This is a genomic window from Intrasporangium oryzae NRRL B-24470, from assembly GCF_000576595.1.
GTDB classification, from domain to species: domain Bacteria; phylum Actinomycetota; class Actinomycetes; order Actinomycetales; family Dermatophilaceae; genus Intrasporangium_C; species Intrasporangium_C oryzae.
In genome coordinates this window covers 66,632-87,978 of the sequence record NZ_AWSA01000007.1, presented here as the reverse complement: position 1 = coordinate 87,978, position 21,347 = coordinate 66,632, and the positions used below count along the sequence as shown (strand labels likewise).

Annotated in this window: 16 protein-coding genes; 8 read left to right on the top strand and 8 right to left on the bottom strand. The window is 72.4% G+C overall.

Annotated elements, in window-relative coordinates; translation table 11 throughout:
* Positions 1–16 precede the first annotated feature (16 nt).
* Both N865_RS04615 and N865_RS04610 read left to right on the top strand, forming a co-directional pair.
* Positions 17–751, top strand: coding sequence for a response regulator (locus N865_RS04615; RefSeq protein ID WP_034802059.1), 735 nt, complete (start codon positions 17–19; stop codon positions 749–751).
* Entirely contained in the window at positions 748–1,845 is a 1,098-nt protein-coding gene (locus N865_RS04610; RefSeq protein WP_034802056.1) for a sensor histidine kinase, read from the top strand. The genes N865_RS04615 and N865_RS04610 overlap by 4 nt, the downstream gene beginning before the upstream one ends.
* 26 nt (positions 1,846–1,871) lie before the next feature.
* Here N865_RS04610 and N865_RS04605 read toward each other — a convergent pair whose 3' ends face one another.
* Positions 1,872–2,612, bottom strand: a complete 741-nt coding sequence (locus tag N865_RS04605) for a ferritin-like domain-containing protein (RefSeq protein ID WP_051510148.1) — start codon at positions 2,610–2,612, stop codon at positions 1,872–1,874.
* 187 nt (positions 2,613–2,799) lie between these two features.
* Here N865_RS04605 and N865_RS04600 point away from each other — a divergent pair, with 187 nt between their 5' ends.
* Together N865_RS04600 and N865_RS04595 are read left to right on the top strand one after the other, a co-directional pair.
* Entirely contained in the window at positions 2,800–4,179 is a 1,380-nt protein-coding gene (locus N865_RS04600) for a rhodanese-like domain-containing protein (protein WP_034802054.1), read from the top strand.
* 25 nt (positions 4,180–4,204) lie between these two features.
* Positions 4,205–5,479: an MFS transporter gene (locus tag N865_RS04595; protein ID WP_245603658.1), complete on the top strand. Its 1,275-nt coding sequence runs from the start codon at positions 4,205–4,207 to the stop codon at positions 5,477–5,479.
* 141 nt (positions 5,480–5,620) lie between these two features.
* Here N865_RS04595 and N865_RS04590 read toward each other — a convergent pair whose 3' ends face one another.
* The 6 genes from N865_RS04590 to N865_RS04565 all read right to left on the bottom strand — a co-directional run bounded on the left by N865_RS04590 (position 5,621) and on the right by N865_RS04565 (position 13,024).
* Positions 5,621–6,544 carry a carbon-nitrogen hydrolase family protein gene (locus N865_RS04590; RefSeq protein ID WP_034802049.1) on the bottom strand — a complete coding sequence of 308 codons (924 nt, stop codon included), beginning with the start codon at positions 6,542–6,544 and terminating at the stop codon, positions 5,621–5,623.
* Positions 6,544–7,218 (bottom strand): SRPBCC family protein, encoded by a 675-nt coding sequence (locus N865_RS04585; protein WP_034802046.1) that lies wholly within the window; start codon positions 7,216–7,218, stop codon positions 6,544–6,546. The genes N865_RS04590 and N865_RS04585 overlap by 1 nt, the downstream gene beginning before the upstream one ends.
* The gene (cutA, locus tag N865_RS04580) at positions 7,215–9,755 is read right to left on the bottom strand and encodes an aerobic carbon-monoxide dehydrogenase large subunit (protein ID WP_084327945.1); all 2,541 of its coding nucleotides are present in this window, start codon (positions 9,753–9,755) and stop codon (positions 7,215–7,217) included. The genes N865_RS04585 and cutA overlap by 4 nt, the downstream gene beginning before the upstream one ends.
* The gene (locus N865_RS04575; protein ID WP_084327944.1) at positions 9,752–10,408 is read right to left on the bottom strand and encodes a (2Fe-2S)-binding protein; all 657 of its coding nucleotides are present in this window, start codon (positions 10,406–10,408) and stop codon (positions 9,752–9,754) included. Before N865_RS04575 ends, cutA begins: the two co-directional genes overlap by 4 nt.
* A complete protein-coding gene (locus N865_RS04570) occupies positions 10,405–11,367 on the bottom strand; it encodes an FAD binding domain-containing protein (protein WP_034802043.1) in 963 nt (320 codons plus the stop codon). Before N865_RS04570 ends, N865_RS04575 begins: the two co-directional genes overlap by 4 nt.
* Before the next feature lie 175 nt (positions 11,368–11,542).
* On the bottom strand, positions 11,543–13,024 hold the full coding sequence (locus N865_RS04565; RefSeq protein WP_157557558.1) for a uracil-xanthine permease family protein: 1,482 nt from the start codon (positions 13,022–13,024) through the stop codon (positions 11,543–11,545).
* Positions 13,025–13,448: 424 nt separating this feature from the next.
* Between N865_RS04565 and N865_RS04560 the strand changes: the two genes are divergently transcribed.
* A complete protein-coding gene (locus N865_RS04560; protein ID WP_034802147.1) occupies positions 13,449–15,038 on the top strand; it encodes an IS1182 family transposase in 1,590 nt (529 codons plus the stop codon).
* 481 nt (positions 15,039–15,519) lie between these two features.
* On the opposite strand, the gene N865_RS04555 is transcribed toward N865_RS04560, so the two are convergent.
* Positions 15,520–17,271: a helix-turn-helix domain-containing protein gene (locus N865_RS04555; RefSeq protein WP_084327943.1), complete on the bottom strand. Its 1,752-nt coding sequence runs from the start codon at positions 17,269–17,271 to the stop codon at positions 15,520–15,522.
* A gap of 95 nt (positions 17,272–17,366) precedes the next feature.
* Between N865_RS04555 and N865_RS21600 the strand changes: the two genes are divergently transcribed.
* From N865_RS21600 to N865_RS04540, 3 genes are read left to right on the top strand one after another with little or no spacing between them, the layout of a single operon-like run.
* Positions 17,367–18,314, top strand: coding sequence for an oxamate carbamoyltransferase subunit AllH family protein (locus N865_RS21600; protein WP_169735697.1), 948 nt, complete (start codon positions 17,367–17,369; stop codon positions 18,312–18,314).
* Positions 18,307–19,869 (top strand): FdrA family protein, encoded by a 1,563-nt coding sequence (locus tag N865_RS04545; protein WP_245603657.1) that lies wholly within the window; start codon positions 18,307–18,309, stop codon positions 19,867–19,869. Before N865_RS21600 ends, N865_RS04545 begins: the two co-directional genes overlap by 8 nt.
* A 1-nt stretch (position 19,870) precedes the next feature.
* On the top strand, positions 19,871–21,292 hold the full coding sequence (locus N865_RS04540; RefSeq protein WP_034802040.1) for a YlbE family protein: 1,422 nt from the start codon (positions 19,871–19,873) through the stop codon (positions 21,290–21,292).
* The last annotated feature ends 55 nt before the right edge of the window (positions 21,293–21,347 follow it).

Genomic DNA, 21,347 nt, shown 5'->3' with positions numbered 1-21,347 from the left:
CGAGCAAGGAGGCGTCATGACGCGTCGCGTCCTCGTCGTCGACGACGAGCCGCAGATCAGGACGGTTCTGCGGGCCTACCTCGAGGCCGATGGGTTCGAGGTGCTCGAGGCGGGGACGGGCGCCGAGGCCCTGCGGCTGATGTCGACGACGTCCGGTCCGCCGCCCCCGGACCTCGTCCTGCTCGACGTCGGACTCCCCGACGTGGACGGGCTCGAGGTGCTGCGTCGCACGCGGACGACGTCCGACGTCTTCGTCATCCTCGTCACCGCGCGGTCCGAGGAGGTCGACAAGCTCGTCGGTCTCGGGGTCGGCGCCGACGACTACGTCACCAAGCCGTTCAGCCCGCGGGAGGTCGTGGCGCGGGTGAAGTCGGTGCTGCGGCGCACGCGTGGCGACGCGCCGGACGCCGGGCCGTCATCCGGGCCCGAGGGTGTCCACCGCTTCGAGGGGTTGACGATCGACGAGCACCGGCGCGAGGTGACCGTCGGGAGCACCCCGGTCGCACTGTCGACGCTCGAGCTCGACCTGCTCCTCGCGCTCGCCGAGTCGCCCGGACGCGTCTTCTCCCGAGCCCAGCTGCTCGAGAAGGTGTGGGGCTACGACTTCTACGGCGACGAACGGGTCGTCGACGTCCACATCAGGGGCATGCGCAAGGCCCTCGGGGACGACGCCGCCGCGCCGCGGGTCATCGGCACCGTCCGCGGAGTGGGCTACAAGTTCCTCCTCGAACCCGTCGGAGGTGCTCGATGAACCGCCTCGCCGTGCGCCTCGTCGTCTCGCACGCGCTCGTCGCCGTCCTCGGTGTGGTCGCGACCTTCGTCATCGTGCGCCAGCTGGCTCCGCCGCTGTTCGACGAGAGCATGCGCATGAGCGGGATGATGGGCGCAGGACCAGGCTCGGGCACGCTCCGACAGCAGTTCGCGGACGCCGTCGACCAGGCCCTGCTCGTCGGCGCCCTCGTCGGGATCGGCGCGGCCGCGCTCTTCGGGGCGTTCGCGGCATATCGGCTCATCGAGCCCCTCGGCACGGTCCGGGCGGCCACGCGCCAGATGGCGCTGGGCCGCTACGCCGACCCGATCCCGGCGCCCCGCGAGACCGAGCTCGCCGAGCTCGTCGCCGACGTCAACACCCTGGGCCACGGGCTCGCGGAGGCCGAGTCGCGCCGGGTGCGCCTGCTGGGCGAGGTCGGTCACGAGATGCGCACGCCGCTCACGGTCATCGACGGCTACGTCGAGGGGATGATCGACGGGGTCATCCCGGCGACCCCGGAACGGCTCGGCCGGCTCAGTGAGGAGGTCCGGCGGCTGCGCCGCCTCTCCGAGGACCTCTCGACCCTCTCGCGTGCCGAGGAAGGACGCCTCGCCCTGACCCTGACCGAGCTCGACCTCCGTCCGGTGGTCCGCGCGGCCGCCGAGCGGCTGCGGCCACAGGCGGAGGACGCCGGGCTCCGCCTCGATGTGGCGCTCGGCGACGTACCGGCGCCCGTGCAGGCCGACGCGGACCGCATCGCGCAGGTGGTCACCAACCTCGTCGGCAACGCGATTCGCGCGACCCCGTCGGGGGGCGGCGTCGAGGTGTCCTGCCGCGCCGACCAGGGCTCCGCCGTCATCGAGGTGACCGACACCGGTGAGGGGCTCGACCCGGACGAGCTCGAGCGGGTCTTCGAGCGGTTCTACCGCGGGTCCGGGCGCCGCGCCGACCACGACACGGGGTCCGGCATCGGCCTGACGATCGCCCGCGGCATCATGCGCGAGCACGGCGGGGACCTGACGGGCCGGTCATCGGGCCGGGGTCAGGGGGCGAGCTTCACGGCCCGGATGCCACTGGCCGCCCCACCCCGGTGACCGGGAAGGAGCGGCCCGGTATGCGCTCAGTCGCTGCCGTCGAGGAGCGGGCAGTCGGCCGGGTCCATGCCGCCGACGCCGTTGCCCATCATCCCGTTGCCGTAGCCACTGCCGGATCCGTTGCCGAGGCCGTTGCCCATCATCCCGTTGCCGTAGCCGTTGCCCATGTGGCCGTAGCCGGTGCTGGGCGCCCTGCCGTCGGCATACGCCTGGAAGGCGGCCAGGTGGTGCTCGGAGGCCCGCTCGAGGGTGGTGTAGAGCTGCTTGGCGTCCGCCTCGGTCGTGCTCGCGATGAGCGTCTCGAGGTCGGCGATGTCCCGCTTCTCGAGAGCGACGCCCACGTCGTAGGCGGCGGCGAGCGAGGTCCTCCCTTGGGCCAGCCAGTCGGCGTAGAGCTTCTGGATGGCCGGGTCGGCATAGGTGCCCGCAGGCCTCCCGCTCGACGGGTCGGTGATGCCGTACCTCGTCAGCAGGGTGCCGACCGCGTCGAAGTGTCGTTGCTCGGAGCGGGTGACCATGCTGAACGGGAGGGCGCCGTCGTACTGGTCGGCGAGCGCCTGGTAGAGGTCGCGAGCCATCCGTTCCTCCTCGCGGGTGAGCTGCAGGCCCTTCGTCAGGTTGCTGCTCGCTGCCGTGGGGGCCATCACGGCCGTCCCCGTCCCGGCCGGAGGGTCGGCCACCGCCTGGGCGATGCCCTGCGCTCCGGCTGCGGTCACCAGCGCCGCGCCTGCGACGGCAATCACGCGGGTCTTCCAGGTGGTGAACATCTCGTCCTCCTCGGTCGTGCCGGGTGGCCCGCCTCCCGGGCTCCTGACTCCAGTCAAGGGTGCGCACGTGAAGCGTCCGCGAGCCGCAGTGTGAAGCCTCCGTGAAGCCGGAAAGGGGTCGCTGGAATATACCCCTAGGGGTATGAGTTAGCATCGACGCAGGCCAGTACCCGTCCAAGGAGTCCCCATGCGCTTCACCCAGTACTACCTCGACTGCCTGTCGCAGGCGTCCTACCTCGTCGCCGACGAGGCGACCGGGCAGGCGATCGTCGTCGACCCGCGGCGCGACGTCGCCGACTACCTCGCCGACGCCCGCGAGAACGGCCTGACGATCGTCGGCATCATCAACACCCACTTCCACGCCGACTTCGTCTCGGGCCACCTCGAGCTCGCCCGCGAGACCGGTGCGTGGATCGGCTACGGCGACGCGGCTGCGCCCGAGTTCGAGGTGCGCTCGCTGGCGGACGGTGAGCGGATCAGCCTCGGCGACGTGACCCTCGAGATCATGGCGACTCCGGGCCACACGCCCGAGTCGATCAGCGTCCTCGTCTACGAGCACGCCGACGACGAGGTCGCGTACGGCGTCCTCACCGGTGACGCGCTCTTCATCGGCGACGTCGGCCGCCCCGACCTGCTGGCCTCGGTCGGCGTCACCGCCGACGAGCTCGGCCGGATGCTCTACGACTCGATCCATCACAGGCTCATGGCGCTGCCGGATGCCGTCCGCGTCTTCCCGGCCCACGGAGCCGGTTCCGCCTGCGGCAAGAACCTCTCCACCGAGAAGCAGTCGACCATCGGCGAGCAGCGCGCCTTCAACTACGCCTGCCAGCCGATGACCGAGGAGGCCTTTCTCGAGGTCGTGACCGAGGGCCAGTCGGCTGCTCCGGCGTACTTCCTCTACAACGCGACCCTCAACAAGGCGGAGCGCGCCGTGCGTGCCACCGACGCCGCGGTCCCGGCGCTCTCCGACGAGCAGGTGGAGCAGGCCCTTGCGGGCGGCGCCGTCCTCGTCGACGCACGGGAGCAGCAGGAGTTCGCCGCCGGCCACCTCACCGGCGCGATCAGCATCCCGTCCGACGGTCGGCTCGCGGAGACCGTGGGCACCGTGCTCGACCCCGACCGGTCGTTCGTCGTCATGGCCGCCGACGAGGAGGTGCAGGAGGTCGCGACCCGCTTCGCGCGCATCGGCTTCGACAACGTCCTCGGGCACGTCGCCGACCCGGAGGCCTACCTGCTCGCCCACGAGTCGCAGGTCGAGCGGTCGAGCCGCCTCACGACGGCCCAGGTCGGCGAGGCTCTCGACGCCGGCGAGGTCCAGGTCGTCGACATCCGCAACGCGGGTGAGCTCGTCGCCGGGACGGTCCCCGGTGCGCGCCACATCCCGCTCGCCCAGCTGCGCGACCGTCTCGGCGAGCTCGACCCGGCACGTCCCGTCGTCCTGTACTGCGCCGGCGGCTGGCGGAGCAACGTCGGCGCCAGCGTCCTGCGGGCGGAGGGTTTCGCGGACGTGTCCGACATCCTCGGCGGCTTCACCGCGTGGGCCCTGACCCACCCGATCGCCTCCTGACCAGCCGATGAGCACCCGGCGACCCATGCCCGCGCAGCCGGAGGCCGAGCCGCTGCGGCTGGGCCTCCGGCACAACGCGGCGCAGTTCGCCCTCCTCGTCGCGGTCAACGCGCTCGTGGGCGGCATGCTCGGACAGGAGCGGACCGTGCTGCCCCTCATCGGGGTGCGCGAGTTCGGGCTGCAGGCCTACACGGCCGGGCTGACGTTCATCCTCGCCTTCGGGCTCGCCAAGGCGGCGACGAACTACCTCGCCGGCGCCTGGTCCGACCGGTTCGGTCGCAAGCCCGTCCTCGTCGCCGGGTGGCTCGTCGCGGTGCCGGTTCCCCTCATCCTCATCTGGGCGCCGTCGTGGGGCTGGGTGATCGCGGCCAACGTCCTCCTCGGCGTCAGCCAGGGCCTGACGTGGTCGACCACGGTCGTGATGAAGATCGACCTCGTCGGCCCCGCGCGGCGCGGCCTCGCGATGGGCCTCAACGAGGCGGCCGGCTACGGCGCCGTGGCGCTGACCGCCCTCGCCACCGGCTTCATCGCCCAGGCCCACGGCCTTCGGCCCGCACCCTTCCTCCTCGGCATCGCCTTCGCCGCGCTCGGCCTCGGGCTGTCCGCCCTTGCCGTGAAGGAGACGCGAGGCCACGCCAGGCTGGAGGCCGCCACCCACGCGACGCGGGTCGACGCCCGCCACCAGCACCTCCACGACGCCCTGACCGACCGTGAGGTGTTCGTCCAGACGAGCTTCCGCGAGCCGGCCCTCTCGTCGGCGAGCCAGGCCGGCATGGTCAACAACCTCAACGACGGCCTCGCCTGGGGTTTGTTCCCCGTCCTCTTCGCCGCGGGCGGCCTCTCCGTGGCGCGTATCGGCGTCCTCGTCGCGCTCTACCCAGCGGTGTGGGGACTCGGGCAGCTCTTCACCGGCGCCCTCTCCGACCGGTGGGGACGCAAGTGGCTCATCGCCGCCGGCATGGGGCTGCAGGCCCTCGCCCTCGCGGGGATGGCCGCCGGAGACGGCTTCACGGTCTGGGCGCTCGCGGCGGTGGCCCTCGGCCTCGGGACGGCGATGGTCTACCCGACCCTGCTCGCCTCGATCGGCGACGTCGCGCACCCGGCGTGGCGTGCCCGGGCGGTCGGGACCTACCGCCTCTGTCGCGACGGAGGGTTCGCCGTCGGGGCCCTCCTCGCAGGAGTCGTCGCCGATGCCTTCGGCGTCCGCGCCGCGGTGTGGGCGGTGGCGGCCGTCACCGCACTCTCGGGCCTCGTCGTCGTGGTTCGGATGTACGAGACCCACGGACGCGCCCGGCGCTGAAACGGGCCGTGGAGGCGCCGACCCGGCACCCTGCTTGCGCCGGAGAGCCCGCCCAGCGGCATACGGTCTGGGCCCGAGACACGGTGAGCGCGCGGTCCCCGACGACAGGGGGACCGCGCGCTCACGGTGGGGGCGCGACGCTCAGCCGGCCTCGCCGGGGTGCATCGGCGCGTGGGGGAAGGACGTCGACGCCGGTCGCTCGAGGTCCTCGCGATGGTTGCGGATGAGGTCGAGGTTGCGGTCGCGCAGGTGGTCGAACGCCTGCCCGACGTTGGACCCCGGCGTGAGCGAGGCGAGCGCCTCGGCCGGGTCGAGTCGGGCCGTGACCCAGCCCTCGTGGCTCGCGGCCTTGGCCACGACGTGCCCGACCGGCGTGACGATGTGCGAGTTGCCGAAGTAGTGGACGCCCGCAGCGTCGGTCCCCGTGGCGTTGGCGCCGACGACGTAGACGTGGTTGTCGTAGGCGCGGGCCCGCGACGTGAGGTCCCAGATGTCGGCCGAGCGGAGCAGCGCCGACGGCCGGCAGATGACCTCGGCCCCCTGGACGGCCTGGATCCGGGACAGCTCCGGGTAGTCGCCGTCGAAGCAGATGATCATCCCGATCCGCCCGAGCTCGGTGTCGCAGACCGTCACCGTGTCGCCGGGCGTCACCCAGCCGCCGCCGGAGACGATCTCCGAGCAGAAGGGGTGGGTCTTGCGGTAGACCCCGAGGACCTCGCCGGCGGGGTCGATGAGCACCGACGAGTTGTAGACGACGCCACGCTCGGGGCCGCGCTCGTAGGTCCCGACGCAGACGTGGACGCCGAGCTCACGGGCGACCTCGCGGATCGGGTCGACGACCGGCCCGGGCAGCTCCGTCATGAGGTCCCAGAGCTCCTCCTTCGAGCAGCCCGGGGTGAAGCCGGTCGTGGCCGTCTCGGGCAGCACGACGAGGTCGGCACCCGTCGACGCGACGCACTGCCGGGTCAGCTCCACGCAGCGGGCCGTGTTGGACCGGATCGTCTCCGCCGTGAGCGGCGCGGCGACCGGCGCGACCTGGACGGCCGCCGCGGTGAAGGCGCGCATCAGCCCCGCCCCGCTGCCCAGCCGACGACGACACCGACGAGGGCGATCGCCGCACCGGTCGCGGCGCCGAGCGCGAAGTCGCGCAGCCGCGTCGACCCGGCCGGCGGCGCCGCCGCCCGCCCCGGGTACACCGTCCCCGGGCCACCGGCGAGCCCCTCGAGCGCGACGGACTCGATCGTCATCGACTCCACGGTCACGCCCTCGACGGTCATTCCCTCAACGGCCGCGGGACGCACCCCGGCGATGTCGGAGTCGACGGCGGTGAAGAACTGACCGGCCATCTTCTTGGTCACGCCGGCGAGCATGCGCTGCCCGACCCCCCCGATCGCCCCGCCGACGGACGCGTCGGCGTCGTAGGCCAGCTCGGTCCCGCCGGACGAGGACGGCGCGAGGCGCACGACGACGTCGGCGTCGACGGTCCCGGGGGCGCCCGCGCCCGTCGCCTTCATCGTGAACGAGTCGGGGTGCTGCGGGTCCCGGAGGGACACCTCACCGTCGTAGGTGCCCTTGATCGCGGCGACCCCGGCCGTCACGGTCATCGCGTAGTGGTCCGGCCCGAGCTCGACGAGGCGCTCGCACCCGGGCAGGCAGCGGGCGAGGACCGCCGGGTCGTGGAAGGCGTCCCAGACTTGCTGCGGCGGCGCGGCGAGGGTCGCGGTTCCGGTGATCTTCATGCGGGGGTCTCCTTCGTGACGGCTGCCGTGGTCGTCGACCCGTCCCGTGGGGTCGTCGCCGGCGTCGCCGGCGACGTGGGTCGACCGAGGCCAGGGTGGGGGGCTCGGTGGGGGGCTCGGTGCAGTGCTCGGTGCAGTGCTCGGTGCAGGGAGGGGACCTCGCCGCCCGCGTGGCGGCGGCGCAGGTCCCACAGCTCGGAGGGCGAGATCGGCATCCGGGTGATCGGGAAGCCCTCGGCGTCCTCGATGGCCGACGCGATGACGGCCGAGACCGGGATGCACCCGGCCTCGCCGGCGCCCTTGATGCCCAACGGGTTCAGCGGGCTCGGGGTCTCGAGGTGGTCGGCCTCGACCGTCGGCACCTCGGAGGCGTACGGCATGAGGAAGTCCATGAACGAGGCGTTGAGCAGCTGCCCCGACTCGTCGTACGCCATCCGCTCGTAGAGCGCCCCGCCGACGCCCTGCGCCACCCCGCCGTGGACCTGGCCCTCGACGATCATCGGGTTGATCATCGTGCCGCAGTCGTGGATGACGCAGTAGCGCAGGATCCGGATCTCGGCCGTCACCGGGTCGGTCTCGACGATCGCCGCGTGCATGCCGTTGGCGAACGTCGCCTGGGTCGGAGAGTAGAAGTCCTTCCCCTCGAGGCCCGGCTCGTCGTCGTCGGCCACGGGCGGCTTGTCGGGGTCGAAGGTTCCCGCGAACTGGGTCGCCGCCCTGGCCGCCTCGTCGAACGCGTAGCGCAGCGGGTTGGACAGGACTGACACGGTGCCGAGCGATATCGATGTCGTCGGGGCGCCCTTGACCCGGACCGTCCCGTCGACGATCTCGAGGTCGTCGGGGGAGACCTCGAGCGCGTCGGCGGCGATCCGCAGCGCCTTGGCCCGGACGTTGCGGGCGGCGAGCGCGATCGCGTTGCCGCTCATGACCGCGGCGCGCGACGCGAAGGTCCCGACGGCATACGGCATCCGCCGCGTGTCGCCCGTCGTCACGTGGACGTCCTCGAGGCGTACCCCGAGCTCTTCGGCGACGATCTGGGCGAAGACCGTCTCGTGCCCCTGGCCCTGCGAGGTGAGGCCGGTCGAGACGTTGACGCGGCCGGACGTCTCGATCTGGATGTGGCCGCCCTCGTAGGGGCCGACCCCCGTGCCCTCGACGTAGCAGCCGATGCCGAGCCCGACCTTGCGCCCCTCGGCCTCCGCCGCCGCGCGGTATGCGGCGAAGTCGTCCCAGCCGACGAGGGCCTTGAGCTTGGCCAGGCTCGCCGGGAAGTCGCCCGAGTCGTACTTGAGAGGGCGACCGTCCTGGAAGAGCAGGCCGTGGTCGTAGGGCATCTCCTCGGGGAGGATGAAGTTACGGGCGCGCACCTCGGCCCGGTCGAGCCCGAGCGTGTCGGCGATGGAGTCCATGGTCCGCTCCATCGCGAAGCAGCCCTGCGGCCGGCCGGCGCCCCGGTAGGGCGTGACGAGCACGGTGTTGGTGTAGAGCGACCAGAACTCGCACCGGTAGGCGCCCGGCTTGTACGGCCCGAGGAGCTGGGTCGAGGTGATGATCGGCACGATGATGCCGTAGGGGGTGTAGGCGCCGTTGTCGTGCCAGAACTTCACGTCGAGGGCGAGGACGCGGCCGTCGTCGTCGAACCCGACGGTCACCCGCTGGAGCTGGCCGCGCTCGTGCGCCGACGAGATGAAGTGCTCACGCCGGTCCTCGACCCACTTGACCGGCTGCCCGATGAGGCGGGCCGCCCATGGCACGAGGACCTCCTCGGGCCACGGGTGCATGATCTTGACGCCGAAGCCGCCGCCGACGTCGGGCGCGATGCACTCGACCTTCTGCAGGGGCAGACCGAGCTTGGCGGCGACCGCCGCGCGGACCCCGGTGGAGGTCTGCGTCGAGGAGTACATCCGCAGCTCGTCGCGCTCGGCGTCCCAGCGCGCGTAGACGCCCTTGCCCTCCATCGGGGTGCACGCGCTGCGCTCGATGTCGAGGTCGAGCGTCAGGTGGTGCGGTGCCCGCGCCATCGCGGCCTCGACGTCGCCGACCTCCTGGGTCATGTGGGCGGCGACGTTGCCGGGGACGTCATCGTGGACGAGCGCCTCGCCGTCGCGGGCCTTCTCGATGCCGACGACGACGGGCAGCTGCTCGTACGTGACGCGGATGCGCTGGCAGGCGTCCTCGGCGACGTAGCGGTCGGTCGCGACGACCATGACGACCGGCTCGCCGACGTGGTTGACCTCGTCCTTGGCCAGGGCGTAGCCGGTCCGGCCGTGCGTCAGCGTCGGGTGCGGGATGAGCAGGGGGAGCGGCTCGCCGACCGCGCCGGGGAGGTCCTCGTGCGTGTAGATCGCGACGACACCCTCGACGTCGACCGCCCCGGACGCGTCGATGTCGACGACCCGCGCGTGGGCGTGCGGGCTCCGGACGAACGCCGCCGCGAGCGCGTCGTTGCCGAGGTCGTCGAGGTAGCGGCCGCCACCGGTGACGAGCCGGGGGTCCTCCTTGCGCCGGATCGGCGCGCCGAACATCTGCGTCGTCACGCTCGATCCCCCTCTCCTGCAACCGGTTCCGTATGCCGCTGGGCCGGCTCATGCGGGACGTCCGCTTCCGGCGTGGCCGGCTCACCGGCATACCCCTGCTGGCCGGAGCGGCGTTCGGCCCGGATCTCGGCGGCCCGCAGGACGCTCTTGACGATGTTCTGGTAGCCGGTGCAGCGGCAGAGGTTGCCGGAGATCGCCTCGCGGGCCTCGTCGGCGGTCGGGGCGGGGTTGTCCTCGAGGTAGGCCGTGACCGTCGTGAGGAAGCCCGGCGTGCAGAAGCCGCACTGGAGGCCGTGGCACTCGGCGAAGGCCTGCTGGGCGGGGTTCATCGACTCGCCGGTGGGGGCGACGCGGGCGTCGGGGGCCGAGCACAGGCCCTCGACGGTCGTGATCGCGTGGTCCTGGGCCGTCACGGCGAACATGAGGCACGAGCGCATCGGCGCGCCGTCGACGAGGACCGTGCACGCCCCGCAGACGCCGTGCTCGCAGCCGACGTGGGTGCCGGTCAGGCCGGCGTCGTGGCGCAGGAAGTCGGAGAGCAGGCGCCGGGCCGGGACGGACGCGGTTCGCGGGACCCCGTTGACCGCGATCGTCACGCGGTGGAGGACCTCGCCCGCCTCGCTCGTTGGGGTCCCAGTGGTCAGCTCACTCATCGGGCTGCCTCCTCCTCTGAAGTGAACGCGGCGTTCGGTGCCGAACTCAGCGGTGTACCAGGGTGTTCGGCACCGAACGCCGCGTTCGATGCGCAGGGGGCGGTTGCCCGGGCGAGGACGCGGCGGGCCAACTCGCCCGCGAGCATCCGGCGGTAGTCGGCGCTCGCGTGGATGTCGGCCTCTGGCTCGACGTGCGCGTGGACGGCCTCGACTGCGGCGCGCAGGGCGGCATCCCAGGCGGCGGTCCCCGGCTCGACACCACCGAGGACGTCGCCCAGGTCGAGAACCGTTGGCACGGGCGTCACGGAGACGAAGGAGGCCTGGGCCCCCGAGACGACCCCGTCAGCCACCGTGACGGCCACCCCGACCCCGGCCATCGCGTAGTCGCCGTGGCGACGGGCCGACTCGGCGAAGGCGGTGCTGGTCCCGGTGGGGAACCGGCCGAAGCGGACGGCGACGGCGAGCTCGTCGGGCCCCAGGACCGTCTCCATCGGCCCGAGGAAGAAGTCGGCGGCCCCCACCTCCCGGGGGCCCGATGCACCCACGACCTCGACGACCCCATGGGTCAGGGCGAGGATCGCGGGCATCTCGCCCGCCGCGTCCGCATGGGCGATCGAGCCGACCGTCGTGCCCCGGTTGCGGATCGCCGGGTGGGCGACGTTGACGACGGCCTGGCGCAGGAGGGGCAGGGCGGCATATGCCTCCTCCGAGCGCTCGAGACCGGCGTGGCGCACGAGGGCGCCCACGCGGACCTCGTCGTCCGTGACGTCGATCGCGTCGATCCCGGCGACCCGGTTGATGTCGACGAGGTGCCCGGGGGCGGCGAGCCGCATGTTGAGGATCGGGATGAGGCTCTGGCCGCCGGCGAGGACCTTGCCGTCGTGTCCGACCTGCGCGAGGACGGCGACGGCCTCCTCGACCGAGCGGGGTGCGTGGTGCACGAAGGGGGCGGGCTTCACGAACCGATCCTGCCTTCCGTATCGCCGGGGAACCAGTAGTTGTCGTGCATGGCTGAGCGTGGGCTTTTGGCAACTGTTGCCGTGTGTCTGCCTGGGTGGCCGCCCCCGAAACGCCACGTGGGCCCGGGAGACTCGAGTCTCCCGGGCCCACGCGGCGTTCCCTGCGACGAGTCGGTCAGCGCGGTGCGCGCAGGTCCGGTCCGCCAGGGGTCTCCTGGTAGAGGTCGTCGATGCCGTCGGCGTCGCCGTAGTCACCCTCCCGCTCGCCGAGCGAGATCATCGTCCCCTCGGCCCGCATCCGCAGCTCCGAGGGAGCGAGGGCCCGGGCCAGGTGGTAGGCGCCGACCGCGACGATCGTGCCGAGGGCGATGCCCGAGAGCGAGAAGTCCTTGGTGAAGACGAGCGCGACGTTGCCGATGCCGATGACGACGCCGGCCGCGACGGGGACGAGGTTGATCGGGTTGCCGAAGTCGACGCCGTTCTCCTTCCAGATCTTGGCGCCGAGCAGGCCGATCATGCCGTAGAGGACCACGGTGATGCCGCCGAGGACCCCTCCGGGCACCGAGGAGACGAGCGCCCCGAACTTCGGGGAGAGGCCGAAGACGATGGCGACGATCGCGGCGACGTAGTAGGCCGCCGTCGAGTAGACCCGGGTGGCGGCCATGACGCCGATGTTCTCCGCGTAGGTGGTCGTGGGCGAGCCGCCGACGGACGAGGCGATCACGGTACCGATGCCGTCCGCCGCGATGGCGCGGCCCATGTAGGGGTCGAGGTCGGCCTTCGTCATCTCGGCGACCGCCTTGACGTGACCGGTGTTCTCGGCGATGAGGGCGATGACGGCCGGCAGGACGAGGAGGATCGCGGTGACCGAGAACGACGGGGCATGGAAGCCGACGATCTCCTTGCCGTCGGCCCCCATCGACGTGGCGGGCGGCAGGCCGAACCACGACGCGTTGGTGACGCCGTCGAAGTTGACGCGGAAGTGGTCGGTGACCTTGCCGGCGGCGGCGTCGTAGGAGGTGATCTGGCCAAAGACCTTGTCGAAGACCCACGACAGGACGTAGCCGAAGATGAGGGCGAGGAAGACGGCGATGCGCCCGACGAAGCCCTTGAAGGCCACGGCACAGATGATCGTGAACGTCATGACGAGCAGGGCGATCCACTGGTCCTGCGGCCAGTAGATGTTGGCGACGACCGGTGCGAGGTTGAAGCCGATGAGCATGACCACGGCGCCCGTGACGACCGGCGGGAGCACCTTGTGCAGGACCGACGAGCCCGCGAAGTGGATCGCGACGCCGACGAGGGCGAGCACGGCGCCCGCGACGAGGATCGCGCCGGTGACCTGCTGCGACGTTCCCCCCTGGGCGCGGATCGCGACGACGGCACCGACGAAGCTCGCGGACGTGCCGAGGTAGCTCGGCACCTTGCCCTTGACGATGAGCAGGAAGCAGATCGTCGCGATGCCGCTCATCATGATCGCGAGCTGCGGGTTGAGACCCATGATGAGGGGGAAGACGAACGTCGCGCCGAACATCGCGACGACGTGCTGGGCACCGAGCCCGACCGTCTTGCCCCAGGAGAGACGCTCGTCGGGTGCGACGACGTCGTCGGGCCCCATGGTGCGCCCGTCCCCGTGAAGTTTCCAGCCCAAAGCCATGCCGACTCCTAGATCGATGTGACGCGTCATCCGACATGACGTGGGTCACGTCCCTGTGCGGGATGGGCGAAAACTACTCCCACACCACGCGCTTGCGGCTGTCAATTGGTGATAACGACTTGGCGGCAGCATCTGGCACTTCGTGACGTATGCCGCCGGGCGGGCTCGGCTGCCTCGCGGCCCTCCTCGTATGGAACCTTGGCGCCCCTCCGAGGGGTCCGCCCGTCGGCGAAGACGTCGAGGAGCTCAGAAACAGCTCCGGGTGCCACCCGGTCCAGCGTGGACGGCTACACCCCGGGGGGACGATCCTCGACGCCGAAGGCGGGATCACCGGAGGGCGCCTGACGCCCCGCTCGGCCTAGGAGACTGCTGAACAATGGGCGCGCCTCCCGCGGTCGGCGGGTGGGGTTGAAATCCTGTGCGTGTGCAGGGTGAGTCTGATCGGCAGCGGGAGTTGCTGGATGTGGAGTCGGTGGCTGGGCATCTGCTCGAGCCGGGCAGCGTGTTCGCGTTGCTGGCCGAGCATCGTGACCGGTTGTTCCCGGGTGAGTTGTTCGCGGACTTGTTCCCGTCGGGGCGTGGTCGGCCCTCGATCCCGGGCGAGGTGATCGCCTCGGTGATCGTGTTGCAGGCGCTGTACGGGCACTCCGATCGTGAAGCGGTCGACGCGTTGACCTTCGACCTGCGGTGGAAGGCGGCGTGTGGGTACGCGATCGACGCGAAGGGCTTCGATCCCTCGACGTTGACCTACTGGCGTCGTCGGCTGGCCGCCAGCGACCGGCCGCAGCGGATCTTTGAGGTGGTCCGCGAGGTCATCGCCGAAACCGGTGCGGTGGCCGGCCGACAGCGCCGGGCGCTGGACTCCACCATCCTGGATGACGCGGTCGCCCGGCAGGACACCGTCACCCAGCTGATCGCCCAGATCCGCCGGGTCGCCCGCGCGGTGCCCGGCGCCAAGGACCTGATCGCCAGCGAGTGCACCCGGCTCGCCGCGTTGACCGGTCAGGACTACGGTTCGGCCGGGAAGCCGCCGATCGCGTGGGACGACCCAGCCGCCCGCGAGGAGCTCGTGTCCGCACTGGTCGGCGACGCGCTGGCCCTGCTTGCTGCCCTCGAGGTCGAGGCGATCAGCAAGGCGGGCGGGAAGCCGGCCGAGGCGGTCGCGTTGCTGGCGCTGGTCGCGGGCCAGGACGTGGAGCCCTCCGAGGACTCCGATGGCACCGACGGCCGCTGGCGCATCGCGCGCAAGACGGCACCGGACCGGGTGATCTCGACCGTCGACCCCGATACGCGGCACGCCCACAAGACCCGCGAACGCCGTCAGGACGGCTACAAGGCCCATGTGGTGGTCGAGCCCGACACCGGCCTGACCACCGCGGTCATGGTCACCCGGTCCGCCGGCGCGGGCAACTCCGATGCCAGTGTGGGCGCGGCACTGCTCGGGCAGGACACCACGATCACCGAAGGCCAGCGGGTCGAGGTCCTGGCCGACTCCGCCTACGGCACCGGCGAGATGCTCCACGAGCTCGACCAGGCCGGCCACGAACCGGTCATCAAACCCTGGCCGCTCCGACCCGCAGTGCCGGGCGGGTTCACCCTCGATGACTTCGTGCGTGACACCGACGCCGGGACGGCGACCTGCCCGGCCGGTGTCACCCGGCCGGTGTCGGCAAAGAACACCGTCTCCTTCGAGTCGGCCTGCCCGGGCTGCCCGCTGCGACAGCAGTGCACCACCGCCAGACGTGGACGCAGACTCGTGCTGCACGAGCACGACCTGCTTCAACGCGCCCACCGCCAACGTGCCACCGACGAGGGCTTCCAAGCCACCTACCGGCAGCACCGTCCGATGGTCGAACGCTCGATCGCCTGGCTCACCCGAGGCGCCCGGCGAGTGCCCTACCGCGGTGTCGAGAAGAACAACAACTGGCTCCACCACCGCGTCGCCGCGCTCAACCTGCGCCGCCTGTTGGCTTTGGGGCTCACCCTCCAAGACGGAACCTGGACGCTGGCCTGAGCGGCGACACCCAGCCCGCGACACCAGCCCGTGCGCGCCCACGAGGGACCCCAGGCGGGCGCAACGACCCCGTGGTCGCCACCATCGAGTGCTGACTCAATGCTCGCCGCTCCACGGCACTGGTGGCGTTCCGTCCCCGCCTACGCCGTCACCCATCCGCCGATGGCCCCTTGTTCAGCAGTCTCCTAGTCCCACTTGATCGGAGGCCTACCGAATCCGTCGACCGTGTGGTCCTGCTCGGCAGCCTCGACCCGCCCGCAGCGCTTGCACGTCAACAGGATGGTCCGGTCGGGGCGGACAGACCGTCGCCAACCGTGGCCGATCACGAGACAGACAAGGTGCCGGACAGGCATGGATCGATCATGACCCAAGAGGTGGTGGGACGCGCGCGTTTCGCCGGTTCGCCCCCGAGCCGGTTCGATGTTTTCGACGGTCACCCGTGACAGCGGCATACATCGAACCGGGGGAGGGGAGGGATGCGCTAGATGCCGCGCATCTGGTGGACCTTGAGGGCGAGTGCGAGGGTGAGGCGCAGCTCGGGGTCGGAGGTGAACGGGCCGAGCATCTTCTCGAGCTTGGCGATGCGGTAGCGCAGCGTGTTGTAGTGGAAGAAGAGGAGCCGGGCGGTCTCGGCGACGTTCATGTTGGTGTCGATGAGGATGCTGAGCGTCCGGCGCAGGTCGGCGTGCTCGGGGGAGTCGTCGGTCGCGAGGGGCCCGAGCGACTCGTTGACGAAGCGCCGCAGGTCGCCGCTGTCGGGGACGAGCGCGAGCAGGCGGTAGATGCCGAGGCCGTCGACGTGGGTGAGGGCGCCGTCGCCGTGCATCTGCCGGCCCACCGTGACGGCCGACAGGGCCTCCTCGTAGGCCTGCGGGAGGTCGGCGACGGACGAGATCGTCCGCGAGACCCCGGCGGAGAAGCTGCGACGGCCGCCGCCTCCGTCTCCCCGGACGACCCGGACGAGGTCGCCGACGGCCCGCATGACCCGGTCGGTCTCGGCACCGGAGGCGACGCCGACGAGCGCGACGACCTCGCGGCTGAACCCCATGACCGGAGCCCGGGGGTCGCGCACGGCCACCGCGTGCGTCCACGCCCGCGCGAAGCGCTGCTGGAGGAACCGCACCTCCTCGGCGTCGCGGGTGCTCCGGTCGTCGTCCTCGTCGGTCTCGGCGACGACCACCACCATCGGCCGGTCGATGTCCCAGCCGAGCGAGGTCGCGTGCGCGATCGCGTCAACCGGGGAGCCCGCGCGTCCGGCTAGGGCGTCGCGGAGGAACTCGGCGCGGTACTTGCTCTCGACGGCGGCGACCGCCTGGTCCTTGGTGATGGCGAGCGCCGCGACGGTCGCGGCCCGCTCGAGCAGCCGAACGTCGTCGGCGGTCAGGACGCGGTTGCGGCAGAACGCGATGAGGACGCCGTGGTCGAGGTGCCCGGCGACGATCCGCACGGCGGCCCGGTGCGCGTCAGGGCCGCCGGGGTCGCCGGGGCCGTCGGGGACGTCGGGGCGGGCGCCGAGCCGCTCGTTCTCGGTCACGAGCCGGCCGGTGCGGTCGAAGCAGTCGAGCGACTCGGCCCACTCGAGCTCGCCGGGGGTGCCCGCGCGGGCGATGACGCGTCCATCGGTGGTCGTCACCATCGCGGCGCCGTCGAGGAAGCCGACGACCTGCTCGCACAGGTCGTCGAGCGAACCGCCCGAGAGGACGATCTGAACGAGGGCCCGGTCGGCGTCCTCGAGGCGGCGGAGCGTCGCGGTCTGGTGCTCGAGGATCGCGCCGAGGACCTCTGTCGTGAACCGGCCGAGGCGGTCGGCGGGCAGCTCGAGCAGGGGCAGCCCGGCATCCGTCGCGGCGATCCGGAGGGCGTCGGCGTCGGGCGCGTCGAGCCCGGCGACGACGAGGCCCGCGGCGCGGGCGTCGGCGAGGACGTGGACCAGAGATGCGATGCGGTGCGCCGCGCCGGGCTGCTCCTCGATGGTCGAGGCGTCGGCGAGGACGAGCTGGTGGCGCAGGTCGCCGGTGTCGCGCAGCGCGGTCCGCAGCGGCGTCGCCGAGTCGACGCTCGTGCCGAGACGTTCCGGGTCGGCGTGCACGCTCCCGTGCTCGGTGATGGCAAGTCCGGCGATGAGCCGGAGGGAGATCCCCGAGACGTCACCGTCTCCGCTCGGCGCTGCCGCGGGCCCGGGCGATGGCAAGTCACCGTCGATGACGGCCTGATCGTTGGCAACATTCACCATGAGCGCACCCTACCCACCGTCGGTAGCGTCGCGTCATCGTCCGCGGGAATCTGCATCCCAGGGCGCTGGACCCGAGCCCGACGGAGGTGGAGAGCGTGCGTGGTTCGACCGCTGCGCCCACGGTGGCTCCGGTGGCCGAGCTGCTCTCCACCACGTCGCACGGCCCGTCGGCACGCGTCGCCTGGCCGGCTGCCGTGTCGCCGCTCGTCGCGGACGTCGTGGCCGGGCCGCAGGTGGCGCGACCGGTCCTCGCGTCGTTCCCCACGTGCCTCTACCTCGCGGCCGGGAGCCACGAGCAGGTGCTCGCCGTCCTCGCCGCCGACGCGCTCGCGCTCCCGATCGGGCTGCACCTCGCCTTGCCATCGACCAGGGTCCGCTGGGGCGTGGAGCCCGGCGCACACGTGGTCGTAGGCGGGGGTCGCGTACGCCTGCCCCACGCGGACGTCGTCGCCGTGCGCCTGTCGCGGCCGAGCCGGGTGCAAGCCCTCCACGACAGCTGGGGTGCGGCCGTCTGCCTGCCCGACCCGGGGGTGCTCGGCGACCGTGCCCAGCAGCTCGTAGCGACGGTGCTCGAGGGCGGCTCGGCCCATGCCGGCGTCCGCAGCCTCATCGGGGCCGGCCGCGGTCTCACCCCGAGCGGCGACGATGCGCTGTGCGGTGTCCTGCTCACGCTCGGCGCGCTCGACCTGCCCCGCGCTCGCCGGGCGCACGCGCAGGTGGCTTCGGCCGTGAGGTCGCTGACCGTGAGGACCACCAGCCTGTCGGCCGCGCTCCTGCTCGCCGCCGCCCAGGGGTATGCCGTCCCCGACGTCGCGCGCCTCGTCTCCCGCGTCGTCGGGACACGTGGCCGGAACGACGGAGCCGATCGGGTCGTCGGCGGTCGTTCCGGCGGTTCGTTCCGGCCGCATGAACCGGCCGGCCTCGTCGACCGCGTCCTCGCCATCGGGCACACGTCCGGCCGTGACCTGCTGGCCGGCGTCAGTGGCGCACTCCGGGCCCTCGATGCCCACACCACCTCCCAGGAAGGAACCCCTCGTGGCTGACCACGTCGAACTGCGGACCGGCGCCTACTACGACTCGGTGAGCCTCATGCAGGTCTCCCGGTCGGTGGCCGCCGCGCCGGGCGTCGAGGCGGCTCAGGTCGCGATGGCCACCGAGCTCAACCTCGACGTCATCCGCGGCATGGGCTTCGACGTTCCTGATACGGCCGCCCCCAACGACCTCGTCGTCGCGATCCGCGGCGACGACGCCGGGGTCGCCTCGGGTCAGGCCGCGCTCGATGCTGCGCTGGCCGGGCTCCGTTCGGCCGCAACGCAGTCCGCCGGTCTTGGCGAGGCACCGCCTCGACGCACCCTCGGGGGCGCCGTCGCGACGTCGCACGCCAACCTCGCGCTCGTCTCCGTGCCGGGCCGGCACGCGGTCGTCGAGGCGTTCGACGCGATCCACGCCGCGGTCTCCGTCATGGTCTTCTCCGACAACGTCCCGGTCGAGGACGAGGTGCGGCTCAAGGACGCCGCCGCGGCCGCCGACGTCCTCGTCATGGGTCCCGACTGCGGCACGGCGGTCGTCGGCGGTGTCGCCCTCGGGTTCGCCAACGTCGTGCGCCCCGGCTCGGTGGGCATCGTCGCAGCCTCGGGCACGGGCGCCCAGCAGGTCATGTGCCTGCTCGACGCCGCCGGGGTCGGCATCAGCCACTGCCTCGGCGTCGGCGGCCGCGACCTCTCCTCGGCCGTCGCCGGCCGCTCGACGAGGCAGGCGCTCGCGGCGCTCGCCGCGGATCCAGCCACCGAGACGATCGTCGTCGTGTCCAAGCCGCCCGCCCCCGAGGTGCTCGCCGACCTCGAGGCGTATGCCGCCGGGCTCGGCAAGCCCGTCCACTGGGCGACCCTCGGCACTGGGCGGCCGGACCTCACCTCGTCCGTCGAGGCTCTCCTTGCCGGGGTCGAGGTGCCCGTCCCGGCCTGGCCGCGGTGGGGCACCACGTCCGAGCCCGGGCCGGACGGGGGCTCGCTGCGTGGGCTCTTCTGCGGCGGCACCCTGGCCGACGAGGCGATGCTCATCGCCAGCAGGCAGCTCGGAGACATCCGCTCGAACATCCCGCTACGCCCCGGGCTCGGGCTCGGCCGGGACCTGCGGGACGCCGGCCACGTGGTCATCGACTTCGGCGACGACTCACTGACCCAGGGCCGCGCCCACCCGATGATCGACCCGTCGCTCCGCCTCGAGCGGATCGCCGCCGAGGCGGTGGACCCGACGTGCGGCGTCCTCCTCCTCGACCTCGTCCTCGGCCACGGCGCGCACCCCGACCCGGCCCCCGAGCTCGCGCGGGCCATCCGGGCGGCGCGCGCGGCCGCCACCGCGGGCGGGCGCGTCCTGCCCGTCGTCGTCTCGGTCACCGGCACCGAGTCCGACCCGCAACGGCTCGGTTCGTGCGCGACGGTGCTGGCCGAGGCCGGCGCGGAGGTCTTCCTGTCCAACGCCGCGGCGACGAGGCGGGCGGTCGCTCTCGTCGCGCGGGACGGGAGCCGGACGGACAGCGGCACCGAGTCCAGCGGCATAGGGGCCGAGCAGGACACCACGACCGGAGAGGGGCACTGACATGACGACCCAGCCACTGCACGGACTGCTCACGTCGGAGGTCTCGGTCGCGGCCGCGGGCGTGTCGCTCTTCGCCGACGCGCTCCGAGCGCAGGCCGTCCCGGTGACCGAGGCCGCGTGGCAGCCCCCGATGCCCGGGACCGAGCACGACCTCGCGGTCGTGCTGGCCGACGCGCGACGGCAGGCGGCCAACGCGGAGGCGCTGCGCCGGATGACCGCGGCGGGTGCCGACCTCGTCGACGTCCGACCCGCGTCGGAGGCGCTCGGCCTCGAGCGGGGGACGTTCCTCCACGCCGGACCGCCGATCAGCTTCGACCGCGCGTCGGGCCCGCTCCGTGGAGCGCTCATCGGGGCGATGCTCCTCGAGGGCCTCGCCCAGACGGCCGAGGAGGCGGAGGCCGCCCTCGAGAAGGGCGACGGCATCACGCTCGAGCCGTGCCATCACCGCGACGCCGTCGGGCCGATGGCCGGCGTCGTCTCGCCGTCGATGTGGGTCTACGAGCTGCGCGACGACGTCCACGACAACACGTCGTGGTGCTCGCTCAACGAGGGGCTCGGCAAGGTCCTCCGCTACGGCGCGTACGGCCCCGAGGTCGTCGACCGGCTCCGGTGGATGAACGCCGTCCTCGGCCCGATCCTCCAGCAGGCCGTGCGGGCGCGGGTCGACCAGCAGGGCCCGATCGACATCAAGGCGATCATCGCCCAGATGCTCCAGATGGGCGACGAGGGCCACAACCGCAACCGCGCCGGCTCGCTGATGCTCCTGCGCGAGCTGCTCCCGACGATGATCACGGCCGACGCCTCGTCGGCCGACGTCGCCGAGGCCGTGCGCTTCTCGGGCGCCAACGAGCACTTCTTCCTCAACCTCGGTATGCCGGCCTGCAAGCTGAGCACCCTTGCGGCCCACGGGATCCCCGGCTCGAGCGTGGTCACGACGATGGCGCGCAACGGCACCGACTTCGGCATCCGGGTGTCGGGGACCGGCGACGCGTGGTTCACCGGACCGGCCAACACGCCCGAGGGCCTCTTCCTCGGGTCCTACGGCCCCGAGGACGCGAACCCCGACATCGGCGACTCGGCCATCACCGAGACGGCCGGCATCGGTGGGTTCGCCATGGCCGCGGCCCCGGCGATCGTCCGGTTCGTCGGTGGCGACGTGCCGTTCGCGCTGCGGGCGACGCAGACGATGTACGAGATCACGGTCGGAGAGCACACGGCCTACCAGGTGCCGATCCTCGAGTTCCGGGGGACGCCGACCGGGATCGACGTCGCGGCCGTCGCCCGGACCGGGATCCTGCCCCAGATCAACACGGGCATGGCCGGACGCGTCGCCGGCACCGGGCAGGTGGGTGCGGGCCTGGTGAACCCGCCGGCGGAGTGCTTCACCGCGGCGCTCGCCGCGCTGGCCCGCAGCACCGGCTGAGGCACCGCCGAAAACGGGTGGGGCCCCGTCGGTGCCCCGGCCTAGGGTGGATGGG

Bases quoted from the DNA above. Each gene is read 5' to 3' on its own strand.
- N865_RS04615 (WP_034802059.1), top strand. From the start codon at position 17: ATGACGCGTCGCGTCCTCGTCGTCGACGACGAGCCGCAGATCAGGACG.
- N865_RS04610 (WP_034802056.1), top strand. From the start codon at position 748: ATGAACCGCCTCGCCGTGCGCCTCGTCGTCTCGCACGCGCTCGTCGCC.
- N865_RS04605 (WP_051510148.1), bottom strand. From the start codon at position 2,612: ATGTTCACCACCTGGAAGACCCGCGTGATTGCCGTCGCAGGCGCGGCG.
- N865_RS04600 (WP_034802054.1), top strand. From the start codon at position 2,800: ATGCGCTTCACCCAGTACTACCTCGACTGCCTGTCGCAGGCGTCCTAC.
- N865_RS04595 (WP_245603658.1), top strand. From the start codon at position 4,205: ATGCCCGCGCAGCCGGAGGCCGAGCCGCTGCGGCTGGGCCTCCGGCAC.
- N865_RS04590 (WP_034802049.1), bottom strand. From the start codon at position 6,544: ATGCGCGCCTTCACCGCGGCGGCCGTCCAGGTCGCGCCGGTCGCCGCG.
- N865_RS04585 (WP_034802046.1), bottom strand. From the start codon at position 7,218: ATGAAGATCACCGGAACCGCGACCCTCGCCGCGCCGCCGCAGCAAGTC.
- N865_RS04575 (WP_084327944.1), bottom strand. From the start codon at position 10,408: ATGAGTGAGCTGACCACTGGGACCCCAACGAGCGAGGCGGGCGAGGTC.
- N865_RS04565 (WP_157557558.1), bottom strand. From the start codon at position 13,024: ATGGCTTTGGGCTGGAAACTTCACGGGGACGGGCGCACCATGGGGCCC.
- N865_RS04555 (WP_084327943.1), bottom strand. From the start codon at position 17,271: ATGGTGAATGTTGCCAACGATCAGGCCGTCATCGACGGTGACTTGCCA.
- N865_RS04540 (WP_034802040.1), top strand. From the start codon at position 19,871: ATGACGACCCAGCCACTGCACGGACTGCTCACGTCGGAGGTCTCGGTC.